Source organism: Pseudomonas sp. PA1(2017), assembly GCF_001945375.1.
GTDB lineage: Bacteria > Pseudomonadota > Gammaproteobacteria > Pseudomonadales > Pseudomonadaceae > Aquipseudomonas.
Genome location: NZ_MSXU01000009.1, coordinates 1,213,765 through 1,228,271, shown reverse-complemented (window position 1 = coordinate 1,228,271; position 14,507 = coordinate 1,213,765). Strand labels below are relative to the sequence as shown.

Annotated in this window: 10 protein-coding genes and 3 pseudogenes; 2 read left to right on the top strand and 11 right to left on the bottom strand. The window is 55.8% G+C overall.

Going from position 1 to position 14,507, the window contains the following annotated elements; translation table 11 throughout:
* Positions 1-99 precede the first annotated feature (99 nt).
* Complete coding sequence (locus BVH01_RS12520; protein WP_083659485.1) at positions 100-2,034, top strand: nucleoside-diphosphate sugar epimerase/dehydratase; 1,935 nt, start codon at positions 100-102, stop codon at positions 2,032-2,034.
* Between the two features lie 322 nt (positions 2,035-2,356).
* On the opposite strand, the gene BVH01_RS24415 is transcribed toward BVH01_RS12520, so the two are convergent.
* The 7 genes and pseudogenes from BVH01_RS24415 to BVH01_RS12480 form a co-directional block, all read right to left on the bottom strand.
* Positions 2,357-3,373, bottom strand: a complete 1,017-nt coding sequence (locus BVH01_RS24415) for a hypothetical protein (protein WP_139317828.1) — start codon at positions 3,371-3,373, stop codon at positions 2,357-2,359.
* Between the two features lie 320 nt (positions 3,374-3,693).
* A pseudogene (locus BVH01_RS24125) lies at positions 3,694-4,545 on the bottom strand (IS5 family transposase).
* Between the two features lie 221 nt (positions 4,546-4,766).
* Positions 4,767-4,988: a DDE-type integrase/transposase/recombinase gene (locus BVH01_RS25215; protein ID WP_371915593.1), complete on the bottom strand. Its 222-nt coding sequence runs from the start codon at positions 4,986-4,988 to the stop codon at positions 4,767-4,769.
* A gap of 400 nt (positions 4,989-5,388) precedes the next feature.
* Positions 5,389-5,532 (bottom strand): transposase, encoded by a 144-nt coding sequence (locus BVH01_RS12500; RefSeq protein ID WP_083659464.1) that lies wholly within the window; start codon positions 5,530-5,532, stop codon positions 5,389-5,391.
* Between the two features lie 57 nt (positions 5,533-5,589).
* Positions 5,590-5,804, bottom strand: a pseudogene (locus BVH01_RS25210) (transposase); the annotation flags it as partial.
* 92 nt (positions 5,805-5,896) lie between these two features.
* A pseudogene (locus BVH01_RS24980) lies at positions 5,897-6,499 on the bottom strand (IS4 family transposase); the annotation flags it as partial.
* 170 nt (positions 6,500-6,669) lie between these two features.
* Complete coding sequence (locus BVH01_RS12480; RefSeq protein WP_075930611.1) at positions 6,670-7,860, bottom strand: osmoprotectant NAGGN system M42 family peptidase; 1,191 nt, start codon at positions 7,858-7,860, stop codon at positions 6,670-6,672.
* A 318-nt stretch (positions 7,861-8,178) separates the two neighbouring features.
* On the opposite strand from BVH01_RS12480, the gene BVH01_RS12475 reads away from it, so the two are divergent.
* Positions 8,179-9,360 carry an O-antigen ligase gene (locus BVH01_RS12475; RefSeq protein WP_075930610.1) on the top strand — a complete coding sequence of 394 codons (1,182 nt, stop codon included), beginning with the start codon at positions 8,179-8,181 and terminating at the stop codon, positions 9,358-9,360.
* A 176-nt stretch (positions 9,361-9,536) separates the two neighbouring features.
* On the opposite strand, the gene ngg is transcribed toward BVH01_RS12475, so the two are convergent.
* From ngg to BVH01_RS24845, 4 genes are all read right to left on the bottom strand, one after another.
* Positions 9,537-11,279, bottom strand: coding sequence for an N-acetylglutaminylglutamine synthetase (gene ngg, locus BVH01_RS12470; RefSeq protein WP_075930609.1), 1,743 nt, complete (start codon positions 11,277-11,279; stop codon positions 9,537-9,539).
* 131 nt (positions 11,280-11,410) lie between these two features.
* Positions 11,411-13,180, bottom strand: coding sequence for an N-acetylglutaminylglutamine amidotransferase (locus BVH01_RS12465; protein WP_075930608.1), 1,770 nt, complete (start codon positions 13,178-13,180; stop codon positions 11,411-11,413).
* Positions 13,181-13,790: 610 nt separating this feature from the next.
* Positions 13,791-14,234, bottom strand: coding sequence for a transposase (locus tag BVH01_RS12460; protein WP_075930607.1), 444 nt, complete (start codon positions 14,232-14,234; stop codon positions 13,791-13,793).
* The coding region (locus tag BVH01_RS24845) for a hypothetical protein (protein WP_218189098.1) at positions 14,231-14,507 on the bottom strand (277 nt) is incomplete at its 5' end. The genes BVH01_RS24845 and BVH01_RS12460, both read right to left, overlap by 4 nt.

The following is a 14,507-nucleotide window of genomic DNA, read 5'->3' as shown; positions in this document are numbered from 1 at the left end:
AGGATATGAGGTATCGTTGTTGTGTTGAGGTTAGCTGACAAACTAAGAGAACGCTTGGTTCGCCTTCCACGGCGCTACAAGCGGCTGATCCAGATAGCCATGGATATCGTGTTGCTATGGGCTGCTCTTTGGTTGGCGTTCGTAGTGCGTCTGGGAGATATGGAGGAAATCCATCCATTCAGCGGACATCTCTGGTTGTTTGCCGCAGTACCCCTAGTATCGATACCTTTGTTCATTCGCTTTGGTATGTATCGTGCGGTCATGCGTTATCTGGGTAGTGATGCACTCATAGCAATCGTCAAAGCTGTCAGCTTGTCCACCCTTATTCTTGCCTTGGCGGTGTACTGGTACCGCGATGCACCTGCGATGATTCCTCGGTCCATGGTATTCAACTACTGGTGGTTGAGCATCATGCTGGTCGGAGGCTTACGTCTATGCATGCGTCATTACTTCGTCGGTGACTGGTTTTCGCCCGAGCAGCCGTCGAGATTTGGTGGGCGTGACAGTCGGTTGCCACAGGTTGCCATCTATGGTGCCGGTGCGGCTGGCAATCAATTGGCTGCTGCTTTGCGCATGGGACGTGGCATGCGTCCGGTCGCCTTCATCGATGATGACCACAATATTTACAATCGTGTGATTGCCGGCTTACGAGTGTACTCTCCCAAGCATATACAGCAGATGATCGATGAGACCGGAGCTGTTGAAATTCTCCTCGCATTGCCGTCAGCGAGCCGTACGCGCAGACGGCAAGTGTTGGAAACATTGGAGCAATATCCGCTGCATGTCCGAACCGTACCTGGGTTCATGGATTTAGCCAGTGGCCGCGTGAAGGTGGAGGACGTTCAGGAGGTTGATATTGCCGACCTTCTTGGGCGCGATATTGTTCCACCTCAGCAGGTGCTGTTCGAGCGCTGCATCCGCGGGCAAGTGGTTATGGTCACTGGGGCAGGCGGATCCATTGGTTCTGAGCTCTGCCGCCAGATCATGGCTACTGACCCAAAAGTATTGCTGTTGTTCGAGCATAGCGAATTCAATCTCTACAGCATTCATTCCGAGCTCGAGCAGCGGATACGCCGAGAATCTTTAAGGGTGCGTCTGATACCGATTCTGGGTTCTGTGCGCAATCAAGAGCGTCTGTGCGAGCTAATGCGTACCTGGACGGTTAATACCGTTTACCATGCAGCGGCTTATAAACATGTACCAATGGTCGAGCACAATATCGCCGAAGGCGTTCTGAACAATGTGCTAGGTTCGCTTTATACGGCGCAAGCTGCCTTACGTGCAGGGGTCGAGCATTTCGTACTGATTTCTACTGACAAAGCCGTACGTCCTACCAACGTAATGGGTAGCACCAAACGTCTGGCGGAGATGGTTCTTCAGGCACTAAGTCAGGAAAGTGCGCCGATACTTTTTCACGACAAGGAGCAGGTTCACCAGGTCAACAACACCCGCTTCACCATGGTACGTTTCGGTAATGTACTAGGGTCATCGGGCTCGGTAATTCCGCGCTTTTATGAACAGATCCGCAAGGGTGGGCCTGTTACGGTTACTCATCCCAATATAACCCGCTATTTCATGACCATTCCCGAGGCTGCACAGCTTGTTATCCAGGCTGGTGCCATGGGGCAGGGCGGCGATGTATTCGTGCTGGATATGGGGCAACCCGTGAAGATTGCCGATCTGGCCGAGAAGATGATCCATCTTACTGGTTTAAGCGTGTGCTCGGAGATAAATCCACACGGTGATATTTCAATTGAGTTCACAGGGTTACGCCCAGGTGAAAAGCTCTATGAGGAACTCTTAATTGGTGACAATGTGAGTCCAACGGATCACGCGATGATCATGCGTGCCAACGAGGAGCACTTATCATGGAGCGATTTCAAGGTCGTACTAGCCAGATTGCTAAGTGCAGTAGAACAAGATGATTACGATCTCGTTCGTCAGTTACTACGTGAGGCAGTCTGCGGCTATAAGCCTGAGGGTGATATTGTCGATTGGATGTATGTGAGGCGAGATGGCAATAAAGGGCCTTGATTTTTATTTGTCAAATTATAATTTGGCGCTAGATCGGTTGCGTAGGATATTTTAGCTCAAGTTTGCATTTTTCTATACTTTCAAGGTCCATTGCTTTAATCAAATTTTTCTAGATCGTCATTCTTTTGGTTGGTGATTCGGATTTGGCTTTGAGTTGTTGCGAGACTACCTGTCAGGAAATTTAGGTTTCAACTGGTTTGTAGTTTTATATGGCATAGCTTGAGTTGCGGGCTTTGTAGGGCTTGCCTGTTTGGTTTGGATCATGTTTGATGTTGCAATGTTTAAATTTTTGAGTTCTATGTGCTTTAGGGGGCTTTTGTGGTTATGGCGCTGTAGCATTTGTAAGGATTATTCGGACTGGATTATTTATATTGAGTATCTCTGATACTACTTTTCCTTCTTGGATGGCAATTATTCGGTGATTGTCTGTATCAGCTATGATTAGCTCGTCTTCAAAATATACTGCTCCATTAGGTGAGTATAGAGTGTTTTCCCCCATGTACTCTCTTGCGCATCTTCCGATGCCTTCCGCGCTATTTAGTTTAACTACCTCGGGTTCAATTTTTTCTATGCTGATTTTATTTTGCATATAAGCCCAGAGAGGGCATGAGAACTCTATGTTCCCAGAGTCTACATCCATAATTCTGTTGCCGTGCTCTTCTACGACTTTTACACGATTTTTGATTAAGACTAGATCATTGGGATAGTAAAAATCTTTCTTGTAAAGAAATTTTAAGCTTTTTAAGTCGAACACTGCTACTCGATAGCCAAAGGTGTCAGCTACGTATAGTTTTTTGTGGTTTATTATTGCGTCTCTGGCCCACTTTGTTTCATATGGGAGCTTCTTGTCGTTGATGTATATTACGCCTCTGCCGGAATCATCAAGCCCTCTTAGGGTATAGCTTCCGATTTTTTTGTTAAATAAAAAAAGCTGACCAGTTTTTTTGGTATTTAATATTTTTCCCGTGTCTAGGTCAATTTTCAACATTTCATCTCCTGCATAGGCAATGACGCTGTTTTCGGAAATGTCAATTGCTCTCACTGTGTTGGGGTAAGTTATCGCTCTCCATAGTAATTTACCATTTGAACTATATCTCGATACGTTAGTTCCTATATCGCTTGCTACAATTAGATCTTTTTTAAAAGGCTTTCCAGAGAACACGGCTGGAAGGTGATTTGCAGAGTAAGTTATTTGTTTTGTTCCAATGGTTGGTTCATAAAAAGATTGAGTGGAGTCTCTGTTGTAAGAAGGGAATATATAGTTTTGGTTATTGTTCGCGTCCGCAAAGTTTTTTGGGGAAATGGTTAGTAGTGCTGCAAGATATAAATATTTTTTCAATTATTTCTGCTCATTTTTTTATGGCTCGTATTTGATGCTTTGTGCTAAATATATTTCTTTTGGTTGGATGTTTATTTATGCCTGCGTTTTATTGTGCGAATGGTCGGTGGGATTTAGAGTTTTTGTTGAAGCAAAGACGCGTGTCCACTAGAGCTTTTCTGAAGCGATGATCGGCCGTAGGTCGTTGATTTTATTTCGATTTTCTCTGGTTAGGAAAGTGCTTAATAATAATTTACAACCTTGCAAGTGTGCACGGAGGCTTGCAGGCCTTACCGTTTGGAAACTGTAGCTATTTTACGCATCGCAACGACCGCCAGCTCTTAGGTTTTGTACGAAAAGTACTGACGCATGCAACGCAGGCTGCAGGCCAGTGTGACCATGGCTGAAAAGCTTCTCGCCAGCCTGTCGTAGCGAGTGCCTATTCTGCGGTTCTCTTTCAGCCAGCCAAACATCCGCTCAATGATCTTCCGCTGCCGATACTTTGGACGATCAAAGAGTCGGGGCAGGCCAGGTCGAGGCTTGCGTGGCATGGTACGCAGCGGGATCACCGGCTGTATTCGGTAGCGGTCGCAGTAATGGCGCAGGTGTTGCGCGTCATAGCCTTTGTCAGCCAGTAACCAGCGACTGCGTTTGCGTGGACGCCCCGGCTTACCGGGAATTCGAACCTGATCCAGCAACGGCTGGGCATGAGCGATATCGCTGGTTTGCCCCGGCTAAAGAATGAAGCGTAATGGAACACCATTGGCGTCACAGATCATATGATCTTGGTAGTAAGGCCGCCTCGACTACGTCCCAGAGCATGGTCTAGCGGTTCTTCAGGCCCCCTTTTTTCCGGCGCCTGAAGAGGCTCGGGTTGCGCGTATCGCAGTGGAATCGATCATCCAGGTGTCCAGATCAATCAGTCCCTCCCGGTTTAATCGGATGTGCAAGCGCTCCAATATCCGGTCGAACGTACCGTCGTCGCGCCAGTCACGAAAACGCTGATACACCGTCGACCAAGGCCCAAGGCGTTCCGGCAGATCACGCCAGGCAGCGCCCGAGCAGAGGATCCGCAGGATTGCGTGGAGTACCAGACGATCATCACTGCGTGGGCGACCCATTTTCTGCTCTGGAGACACCAGATCCTTGATCAATTCCCACGGTGCGTCGGAGAGTTCGTAATGCTTTGCCATGTGGGCCTCCAGCCAATCATGGCGGCAATTTTACCCGTACCGACTTTTCGTACAAAACCTAGGCACGATGCGATGCCGCCGCGGCAGTGGCTGGTAGTCATCGGCGCAATATTGGTTGCCACGATCCGAATGCAGCAGCACCTCCGTCTTTGGCTGCCGGCGTGCAACCGCCAGCTCCAGCGCTGCATGCACTAGAGCCTGCTGCATGCGGTGTGCATTGCTCAGCCGACAACGGCGCGCGAATAGAGATCGAGCACAACCGCCAGGTACAGCAAGCCCTGCGCAGTTCGCACGTAGGTCATGTCCGAAACCCAGTGACGATTGGCGCGGTCCGAAGCGAACTGGCGATCCGGGTGATTCGGAGCAATCGGGAGGTCGTGACGACTGCCTGAAACCAGCCTCCAACGCTTGCATGATCGATCTCGCAAGTTGGCTTCACGCATCAGTCGAGCGACCCGGTGCCGACCAAACGCCAGTCACATGGCCGACAGCTCAGCTTTGATGCGGCGATGGCCATAGATCCCGCTTACTCCATGGTGGATGGTGCGAATTTCTTGGCTCAGGCGCCGATTGGCCATTTCTCTCGCAGAAGGAGACCGCTGCTGCCAGGCACTGAAACCGCTGCGAGATACCCGCAATAGCCGGCACATCGGTGCTACGGGATAACGACCGGCCAACGCCTCAATCGCGCGGAATCTCACTTCGTGGGATGCGAGAAGATGGCGATCGCCTTTTTAAAACATCGTGCTCCATGTTGACTTGGGCCAGTTGTTGGCGTAGCCGGCCGAGCTCGCCACTCTCACCGCGCTGCTTGCCATTGCCCGGAAAAGCATCGTCACCTTGCTATTCGCACTGGCGCTTCCATTTGGCCAGCAGGCTTTCAGCGATGCCGAGCGTCTCGGCCACATGACGACGCGGCGTGCCGGCAAGCACCTCCACCGCTTCACGCTTGAGAGATTCGGGAAAACGTCGTCTGGTCTGGGTCATGAGCACTCCTTGCGGTGGACATTATCCACCTTAAGTCAGTGTCCACTCAGCCCGGGACAGACCAAAGCCGAGGCGTAGACTTTTCACGTCCCGAAATCCTTCTTCGATCTGCATCCGTTTGCGGTAGATATCTACGATCTGGCGCGCAGTCCAGTTGGCTTGTAGCAGGTTGCTGGCGGCAACCAGGGCTCTTGTTCACGGTGAGCGCTCTGTCGGCTGAGCTTGCTACGCGTGATGCTGCCCGTTACGCGTCGATGTTTCCTGCCTCTGGCCTGCTGGGGAATGCCGTACAGCACAACCTGATGTGGCGGGCGGCATGTCATCTTAATTTTGCCAAGCGAGCTCGCTGTCAAGGTTACCCGCTGATAGAGCTGCTTGATCGGTTGCCAATAGCCTTGTTCGTCGCGATAGAGATCACGATTGCGCACACGATCAACGTAATATCAACCCTTGGTTTCGACAGCCTTGAACTAGGGACGGCAAAATCCAGCATCTGTCACCAGGATCAGCACGCATTGATCGGGGAGCATAAACTCAAGCGCGTCGAGTAGTTGCCTTTGGCGTTGTGGGCAGCCTTCACGATCGTGCACGCTCTCGTAAACGCGGAACGCCCGCCCGGCCAGCGGTATTGACGCGCGCAGCAAGTAAAGATCAGAAGCTGCATTGATCGGCGACCAATCCACCAGGATCAGTGGATGACGCAGGGAGCCAAGCAGCGCAGTCAGTATTTTCCAGTAGAACAGTGGTCGCTCGTATTGCAGGCGAGCATTACCAAGGAGGCGGTCCACGCGCTTGATCGAATGCTTGGTGTAAGTCGCGCTGGGCATGGCCCTGCCCAAATCGGTCAGGGTCAGGCGATGCCCATGCAGCTACGCACTGACGCCGCTCATCAAGGCGCTCAGTCGCTTGCTGTGGATCGTGGGGAGTGCTTGGAAAATGCCTTGTGTAAGAATCGTACTGCCTGTATGAGTCTGGGGGGCGACTACCAAATTGCACGACTCATGTAGGCATCTTCAAGCTATCCGACTGATCTGCATGGATATTTTGTGGGGATTCCTCAGGGACAGACCGCTTTTCCATTCGGGGCTCCGGCCAATAATGGCGTCATTCTACGCGGCCTGACTTTTCGTACAGAACCTAACCTTCTCTCTCCCTATTACCTACCAGGCTATCGACGGCCGGCACCCTGGTGTCTGTTTCCATTTGCGCATCGTGTTCCAGCTGGTGGCTGAAGCGCTCCAAGGAGCTGTTTTCCGGTTGGGCGTCGCTGGCGAATACCGGCGGGCTAAGCAGGTAGGCGCCTAGCAGGCGGGAGAGAGCGGCGAGGCTGTCGATGTGGGTACGCTCGTAGCCATGCGTAGCGTCGCAGCCGAAGGCGATCAGCGCAGTGCGGATGTCGTGGCCAGCTGTTACGGCGGACTGGGCATCGCTGTGGTAGTAGCGGAATAGGTCGCGGCGTACCGGGATTTCATTCTCGCTCGCCAAACGTAGCAGTTGCCGGGACAGGTGATAGTCGTAGGGGCCACCGGAGTCGTGCATGGCGACGCTGACGGTGTGCTCGGTGGAGCGTTGGCCAGCGGCGACCGGAGCGATGTCGATGCCGACGAATTCACTGACGTCCCACGGCAAGGCTGCGGCGGCGCCAGAGCCGACTTCTTCTGTAATGGTGAACAGCGGGTGGCAGTCGATGGGCGGCTCCTGGCCGCTTTCCACTACTGCCTTGAGCGCGGCGAGCAGGGCGGCGACGCCGGCCTTGTCGTCCAGGTGGCGGGCGCTGATATGGCCACTTTCGGTGAACTCGGGCAGCGGGTCGAAGGCCACGAAGTCGCCTACCGATACGCCCAGACTTTCGCAGTCGGCGCGGCTGGCGACCAGCGCATCGAGGCGCAACTCGACGTGATCCCAGGAGATCGGCATCTGGTCCACTTCGGTGTTGAAGGCGTGCCCGGAGGCCAGCAGCGGCAGAACGCTGCCGCGGTAAACGCCATGATCGCTGAACACGCTGACCCGGCTGCCCTCGGCGAAGCGGCTGGACCAGCAGCCCACGGCGGTCAGGCACAGACGGCCGTTGTCCTTGATCTCGCGCACCATGGCGCCGATGGTATCCAGGTGCACGGAGACGGCGCGGTCCGGGCTGTCGCGACGGCCTTTTAGGGTGCCGCGGATGGTTCCACGACGGGTCATTTCGAAAGGGATGCCGATTTCGGTGAGGCGCTCGGCGACGTAGCGCACGATGGTGTCGGTGAAACCGGTGGGGCTGGGAATGGCGAGCATTTCCAGCAGGACTTTTTGCATGTATTCGAGATCGGGTTCAGGAATTTGCGACATGGGCTCTCCATCTATGACGGGGATGGGCCGCTGAGCGGCGTCAGTCTCTGGTGAATGCTTTGACGCCGGTCGACGGACGGTAAAAGTCAGGTCTCTGTTATATGCTGACCTGCGATGGCGATGAGGGTTTCCTGATTCTGTAATGATTGTTCGATTGAGGGACTCTGCCGCTAGGCCTCTCAATCCATTGCGTCTGTTTCGTAGGGGAGTGGGTTTCAGTGAGCGGTATCAACGCTACGGATAGCAGAAGGTGCAGCTCTCGGCGCGTTAATGCTTTAGAATAGCTAATTTTATGGATAGACAAAAAGTGTGTGAGCTATGAAAGAGCGTTTTGGCGCGCTACGCAATTCAGTACAAGAGTTCACTATAAATCGTTGGTTAACGCTTGGCTTTCTAGTCCTACTAACCGGCCTGTTTTGGGTCGAAGACGGTGGTCTCTATACAAAATTTTATTACGCTCTGATTGTGGCGCCAGTGTTTTTCTGTGTGCTAAATAATCCAGCCCAGGCTCTGCCAATGCTTAAAGAGCCCGCGATCCAAGCCTATCTTTGTCTCATTGTCTGGATAGCTATTAGCTTGTCTTGGAGCAGCAGTGATGTGGGTGTGGGAAGTCTTTTGAAGCGACCTGTATACGTATTTATGCTGTTTATGGGTTTATGTATGGTTGCTTTGAAAAGCGAACGGCTATTAATGCAAACGTTAAGGTTGGGTGCCGCAATTGGCGCGATAGCAGCACTTATAAATATTGTCCTGTTTTGGTTGGATGGCCAACCAGGCGGTCGTATGATCGGTACTGGAGCGCTGCGCAATCCATTGCTAACTTCACATGTTCTCGGATTTCTATGTACCTACTGGGTTGCATCTTGGTTATCATGCAATGAGCGGTACGATATTATCCCTATTTTGTTAGCATCAGTGTTGCTCATCGCCTTGTTAGCTACGGGCTCAAGAACTCCGCTGATGGCATTGGTTCTCACAAGCTTCTGGATGCTGCTGGTGAGTGGTCGTAGAGCAGTTTACCTTGTGATGTCCTTATTTTTTGCAGCGCTGTTAGCCACTTCCCTGATGCCTGAGTTGCTGTTAGGACGCGGAGTTTCCTTCCGCCCACAACTGTGGATGGACGCGATCGATAAGGCGAATGGCCACCTTTGGTTGGGTGGTGGTTATGATAGTAGATTCATTTACGATATTCCTGGTGTAGGCATGCTCCTCCATGATCCACATAATGTTGAACTCGCTGTACTCTTGGAGCTGGGGTTGATCGGTCTAATAATCTGGTCGGTAATGTATGCATTCGTGTTCTACAGTTGCTTGAAATTTAAATCTAATTCCAGTGTTCAGATTGGTTCTGCGCTTTTGGTCTATGGAATAGGGGCTGGGCTTACAGAAGGTGGTAATTTCCTTTCTCGCCCCAATGAAAGCTGGTTTATTATCTGGATACCACTCGCTTTGTGCTGCGCGCTTTCAGTCACACTAAGGCAGCCAAAGGATATCGAGTGAGTTTTCTTTTTTGCTTGGTTAAGCAGAAGTCAGCATTCTCAAATTTACCGGTCTGCATCCTTTAGGATGGTAATCATTTGGGGAGTTAGCCGCCCGTGATGATTCTGAGCGGCATACCCAGCGCACCTCTAGCTAACCCGAGGTTTATTTGCGGGATAGCATTAATCTAGGGTGTATCAATCCCCAACGCCATGGCTCAGCGGAAACAGCAGGTCGATAAAACGTTCTGCGGTTGGCTGCGGTTCATGGTTGGCCAGGCCGGCGCGCTCGTTGGCTTCGATGAACACGTACTCGGGCTGGTCCGCCGCAGGCACCAGCAGGTCAAGGCCTACCACCGGAATGTCCAGCGCACGGGCAGCTTTGACGGCGGCATCGGCGAGCGTGGGGTGGAGGATGCCGGTGACGTCCTCGAGAATGCCGCCTGTATGCAGATTGGCGGTCTTGCGCACGGCCATGCGCTTGCCCTGGGGCAGCACGCTGTCATAGTCGTAACCGGCGGCATGCAGGGTGCGCAGGGTTTCGGCGTCCTTGGGGATGCGGCTTTCACCGCCAGTTGCCGCCTGACGGCGACGGCTTTGTGCGTCGATCAGTTCGCCAATGGTATGGCGGCCATCACCGAGGATTTCCGCCGGGCGGCGGATTGCTGCGGCAACCACTTCGAAGCCGATGACCACGATGCGCAGGTCGAAGCCTTCGTGATAGCTCTCCAACAGCACGCGCTCATCGAAGGGGCGGGCGCGTTCGATAGCCGCCTGCACCTCGGCAGGCGTGCGCAGGTCGACGGCAACACCCTGGCCCTGTTCGCCATCCACGGGCTTGACCACCAAGCTGCCGTGCTCGGCGAGAAACGCCGCGTTGTCCTCGGCGCTGCCTGCCAGGCGCTGGGCGGGGAGGCTCAGGCCGGCACGGCTGAGGGTGCGGTGGGTCAGGCGCTTGTCCTGGCAGAGGGTCATGGTCACGGCGCTGGTCAGGTCGGTCAGCGACTCGCGGCAACGAATGCGTCGGCCGCCCTGACTCAGGGTGAACAGGCCGGCTTCGGCGTCGTCGATCTGCGCATCGATGCCACGACGACGGGCCTCGTCGACGATGATGCGCGCGTAAGGGTTGAGCTTGTCGTCCGGCCCTGGGCCGAGAAACAGGGGCTGGTTGATGCCGTTCTTGCGTTTGACGCTGAAGGTCTGTAGCTCGCGGAAACCCAGCTTGGCATACAGCTTCTTGGCCTGGCCGTTGTCGTGCAGCACTGACAAGTCCAGATGACTGAGGCCGCGGCTCATGAAGTGTTCGATCAGGTGACGCACCAGCACTTCGCCCACGCCTGGGCGGCTGCAGGCCGGGTCGACGGCCAGGCACCAGAGGCTGCTGCCCAGCTCAGGGTCCTGATAGGCCTTCTGGTGATTGAGGCCCATCACGCTGCCGATCACTGCGCCGCTGTCTTCATCCTCGGCGAGCCAGTAGACCGGGCCGCCCTGGTGGCGCGGAGTGAGCTTCTCGGGATCGAGCGGCAGCATGCCGCGGGTCTGGTACAGGCAGTTGATCGCCTGCCAGTCGGCCTCGGTTTGCGCGCGGCGTACGCGAAAGCCGCGAAAGCCGCGGCGTGCCTGGCGGTAGTCGCTGAACCACAGGCGCAGGGTGTCCGACGGGTCGAGAAACAGCTGCTGCGGGGCGTGGGCCAGCACCTGTTGCGGTGCCGCTACATACAGCGCGATATCGCGCTCGCCGGGCTGCTCGCTGAGCAGCTCTTCGGCCAGTACCGCAGCATCCGGAAAAGTGTGGCCGATCAGCAGTCGTCCCCAGCCACAATGGACGATTTGCGGTTGGCTGATGCCATCGCCGTGCTCTTCGGCAAACCGTGCCTGAAGGCGTTCGTAGGAGGGGGACTGGCCCCGGAGAAGGCGTTGGTTGTGGGCAGTGGCTCGCATTGAAGAATGTTCCTTTGCTTACGCATGGCCGGCATTGCCGGCTATCGGTTGGCCTGTCTGGTAACCCGCGGCGAGGCGGATACGGCCATTGCAGTTGGAAGCGGGGGAGCCGCAGCTCCCCCGATTCGTCGTTACAGGCCCTGTTCGCTCAGCCACAGGTTCAAGGCCGCCATCTGCCACAGCTTGGAGCCGCGCAACGGCGTCAGCTGGCCCTGCGGGTCGGTAAGCAGGCGGTCGAGCATCTGCGGGTTGAAGATGCCACGATCATGGGTCGGGTCGACCAGCAGGTCGCGTACCCAGCCCAGCGTGGCGCCTTCCAGGTGCTTGAGGCCCGGTACTGGGAAGTAACCCTTCTTGCGGTCGATTACCTCGGACGGAATCACCTTGCGGGCCGCTTCCTTGAGCACGTACTTGCCGCCTTCCGGCAGTTTGAACCGGCCGGGGATGCGCGCCGACAATTCCGCCACGCGGTAGTCCAGGAACGGCGTGCGCGCTTCGAGGCCCCAGGCCATGGTCATGTTGTCGACGCGTTTGACCGGGTCGTCGACCAGCATCACCGTGCTGTCCAGGCGCAGGGCCTTGTCCACGGCGGCGGTCGCGCCTGGCTGGGCGAAGTGCTGGCGAACGAATTCGCCGGATACGTCGTCGGTCAGCCAGGCGGGCTGCACGCAGGCGGCGTATTCGTCATGCTCGCGGTCGAAGAAGGCCTTGCGATAGGCGCTGTAGGCGTCGTCCGCACCATCGACCAGCGGGTACCAGTGATAGCCGGCGAACAGCTCGTCGGCGCCCTGGCCGCTTTGCACCACCTTGCAGTGCTTGGCCACTTCTCGCGAGAGCAGGTAGAAGGCGATGCAGTCGTGGCTGACCATCGGCTCGCTCATGGCACGGAAGGCCGCTGGCAATTGGTCGAGAATCTCGTTCTCGCCGATGCGCAACTGGTGGTGCTGGGTTTCGAAGCGCTTGGCGATCAGGTCTGAATACTGGAATTCGTCGCCACGCTCGCCGCCGGCATCCTGGAAACCAATGGAGAAGGTCAGCAGGTTCTCGACGCCGGCCTCACGCAGCAGGCCGACCAGCATGCTGGAGTCGACGCCGCCGGACAGCAGCACGCCGACGTCCACGGCAGCGCGCTGACGGATTTCGACCGCTTCGCGCATGCTGTCGAGGGTCGCGTCGCGCCAGTCTTCGAAGGTGAAGTCGGCTTCGTCGGCGTTCGGTCCGAAGTTGAGCGTCCACCAGACCTTCTGCTCGACATTGCCGTTGGTATCGATACGCATCCAGGTCGCTGGCGGCAGCTTCTCCACGCCTGCAAGAATGGTGCGGGGGGCGGGCACCACGGCATGGAAGTTCAGGTAATGGTTGAGCGCGATGGGGTCGAGCGTCTTGCCGATATCGCCGCCTTTCATAAGGGCTGGCAGGCTCGAGGCGAAGCGCAGGCGATCCTTGGTCTTGGACAGATACAACGGCTTGACGCCCAGGCGGTCGCGGGCGATGAACAGTTGCCCGCTGTCGCGCTCCCAGATGGCGAAGGCGAACATGCCATTGAGTTTGGGCAGCAGGTCGGCGCCCCAGGCGTGATAGCCCTTGAGCAGCACCTCGGTGTCGCCACCGGAGAAGAAGCGGTAGCCAAGCCGTTCCAGCTCGGTGCGCAATTCCGGGTAGTTGTAGATGGCGCCATTGAAGACCATCGACAGGCCAAGATCGTTATCGATCATCGGCTGGCCGGAAGCTTCGGCGAGATCCATGATCTTCAGCCGGCGGTGGCCGAAGGCGACGGGGCCGCGGCTGTGGAAGCCGTGGGCATCCGGGCCGCGAGGGGCGAGGTGGTGAGTGATGCGTTCAACGGCAGCCAGATCGGCTGGTTGGTTATCGAATCGAAGTTCGCCTGCTATTCCGCACATAGTCTATAAAGCCCGTATGTTTCCTGGGCTCTGTTCCTCCTTAACGTCAGTCCGTACCAGTGGTGTACCGGTTCTGAGTTCCAGTGCGCTCCAGTGCGCGCCGGAGACGATCGAGCAGTGAAAAAGCTGCTGCGCGCGGGTAGGCAGCGCAGCAGGCTCGAGTTTTTTCGAGTCTCAGTGCGTGGGGAACGTTCAATGAAATGGCTTTGGGGTGGCAGGTGGGCGGTGCCGCCGGGGCATTGCAGCAGGGCCACAGTCAATTCGCGCCGGGTCGGCGCTCCTACACGATTGGTGGTGTATCCGCGGTCGCGTAAGAGCCGCGACCCGCGGCGAATGGTGAATACGCCGCCAGTCTTGTAGCAAGGCCGCAATCTTTTTCGCGCCGGGTCGACGCTCCTACACGATTGGTGGTGTATCCGCGGTCGCGTAGGAGCCGCGACCCGCGGCGAATGGTGCATACGGCGCCGGTCTACTAGCAAGACCGCAATCGTTTTCGCGCCGGGGACGATGCTCCTACGCGAGTGTTGGATTGCTCACGATCATTGTAGGAGCTGCGACCCGCGGCGAATGGTGCGGTTAAATCATGGCTGCCATCGTATCGAGGCAACCATCAAAGCCAGATTGCGTCCCAGTGTGGGTATTCACCTATTCGGGTGACGATCCCGGCGCGTATGGGGTTGGCGACGATGTACCTCGCTGCGCTAAGCAAATTTTCATCATTTCTCAATGCATGGTCATGAAAGCCTTTTTGCCAGGTTCGTCCTCCATGCTGCTTGGCGGATAGCGATTTCACTCTGCCGACTAGTTGTGAAAGCGTTCCTTGTCGCAGTTCCAGCAGCCAGTGCAAGTGATCAGGCATCAGCACATAGCAAAGTGTCCTGTGCGTGCCAGCGAGTTCGTCCTGCCGCATGATGCGGATCAGCGTTCTCGCCAGATAAAAGTCGTTGAAAATGGGTTTTCTGTCGGCCGTCACTGTGGTTACTAGGTAGCAGTGGCCGACTGCTGACCATCGCCCTAAGCGAAGCCTGTGGCTGGCGCTGCGCTTGATGCTCATTCGAATCCCTTGGAGTCTTTGAAATTTACAAAGTCTAGGGAGTGCAGAGATTTCAACGCGCGGTTCTTGTATCGCGGTGTGCCGACTATCGCTTCGCGCCGAGGTCGGCGCTCCCACGCGGGCGGTGGGCTGCTCGCGATCATGGTGGGAGCCGCGACCCGCGGCGAATGGTGCTTGCGACGCCAGTTCCGCAGCGAGGCCGCAATCGCTTCGCGCCGGGTCGGCGCTCCTACACGGGCGGTGGGCTGCTCGCGATCATGGTGGGAGCCGCGC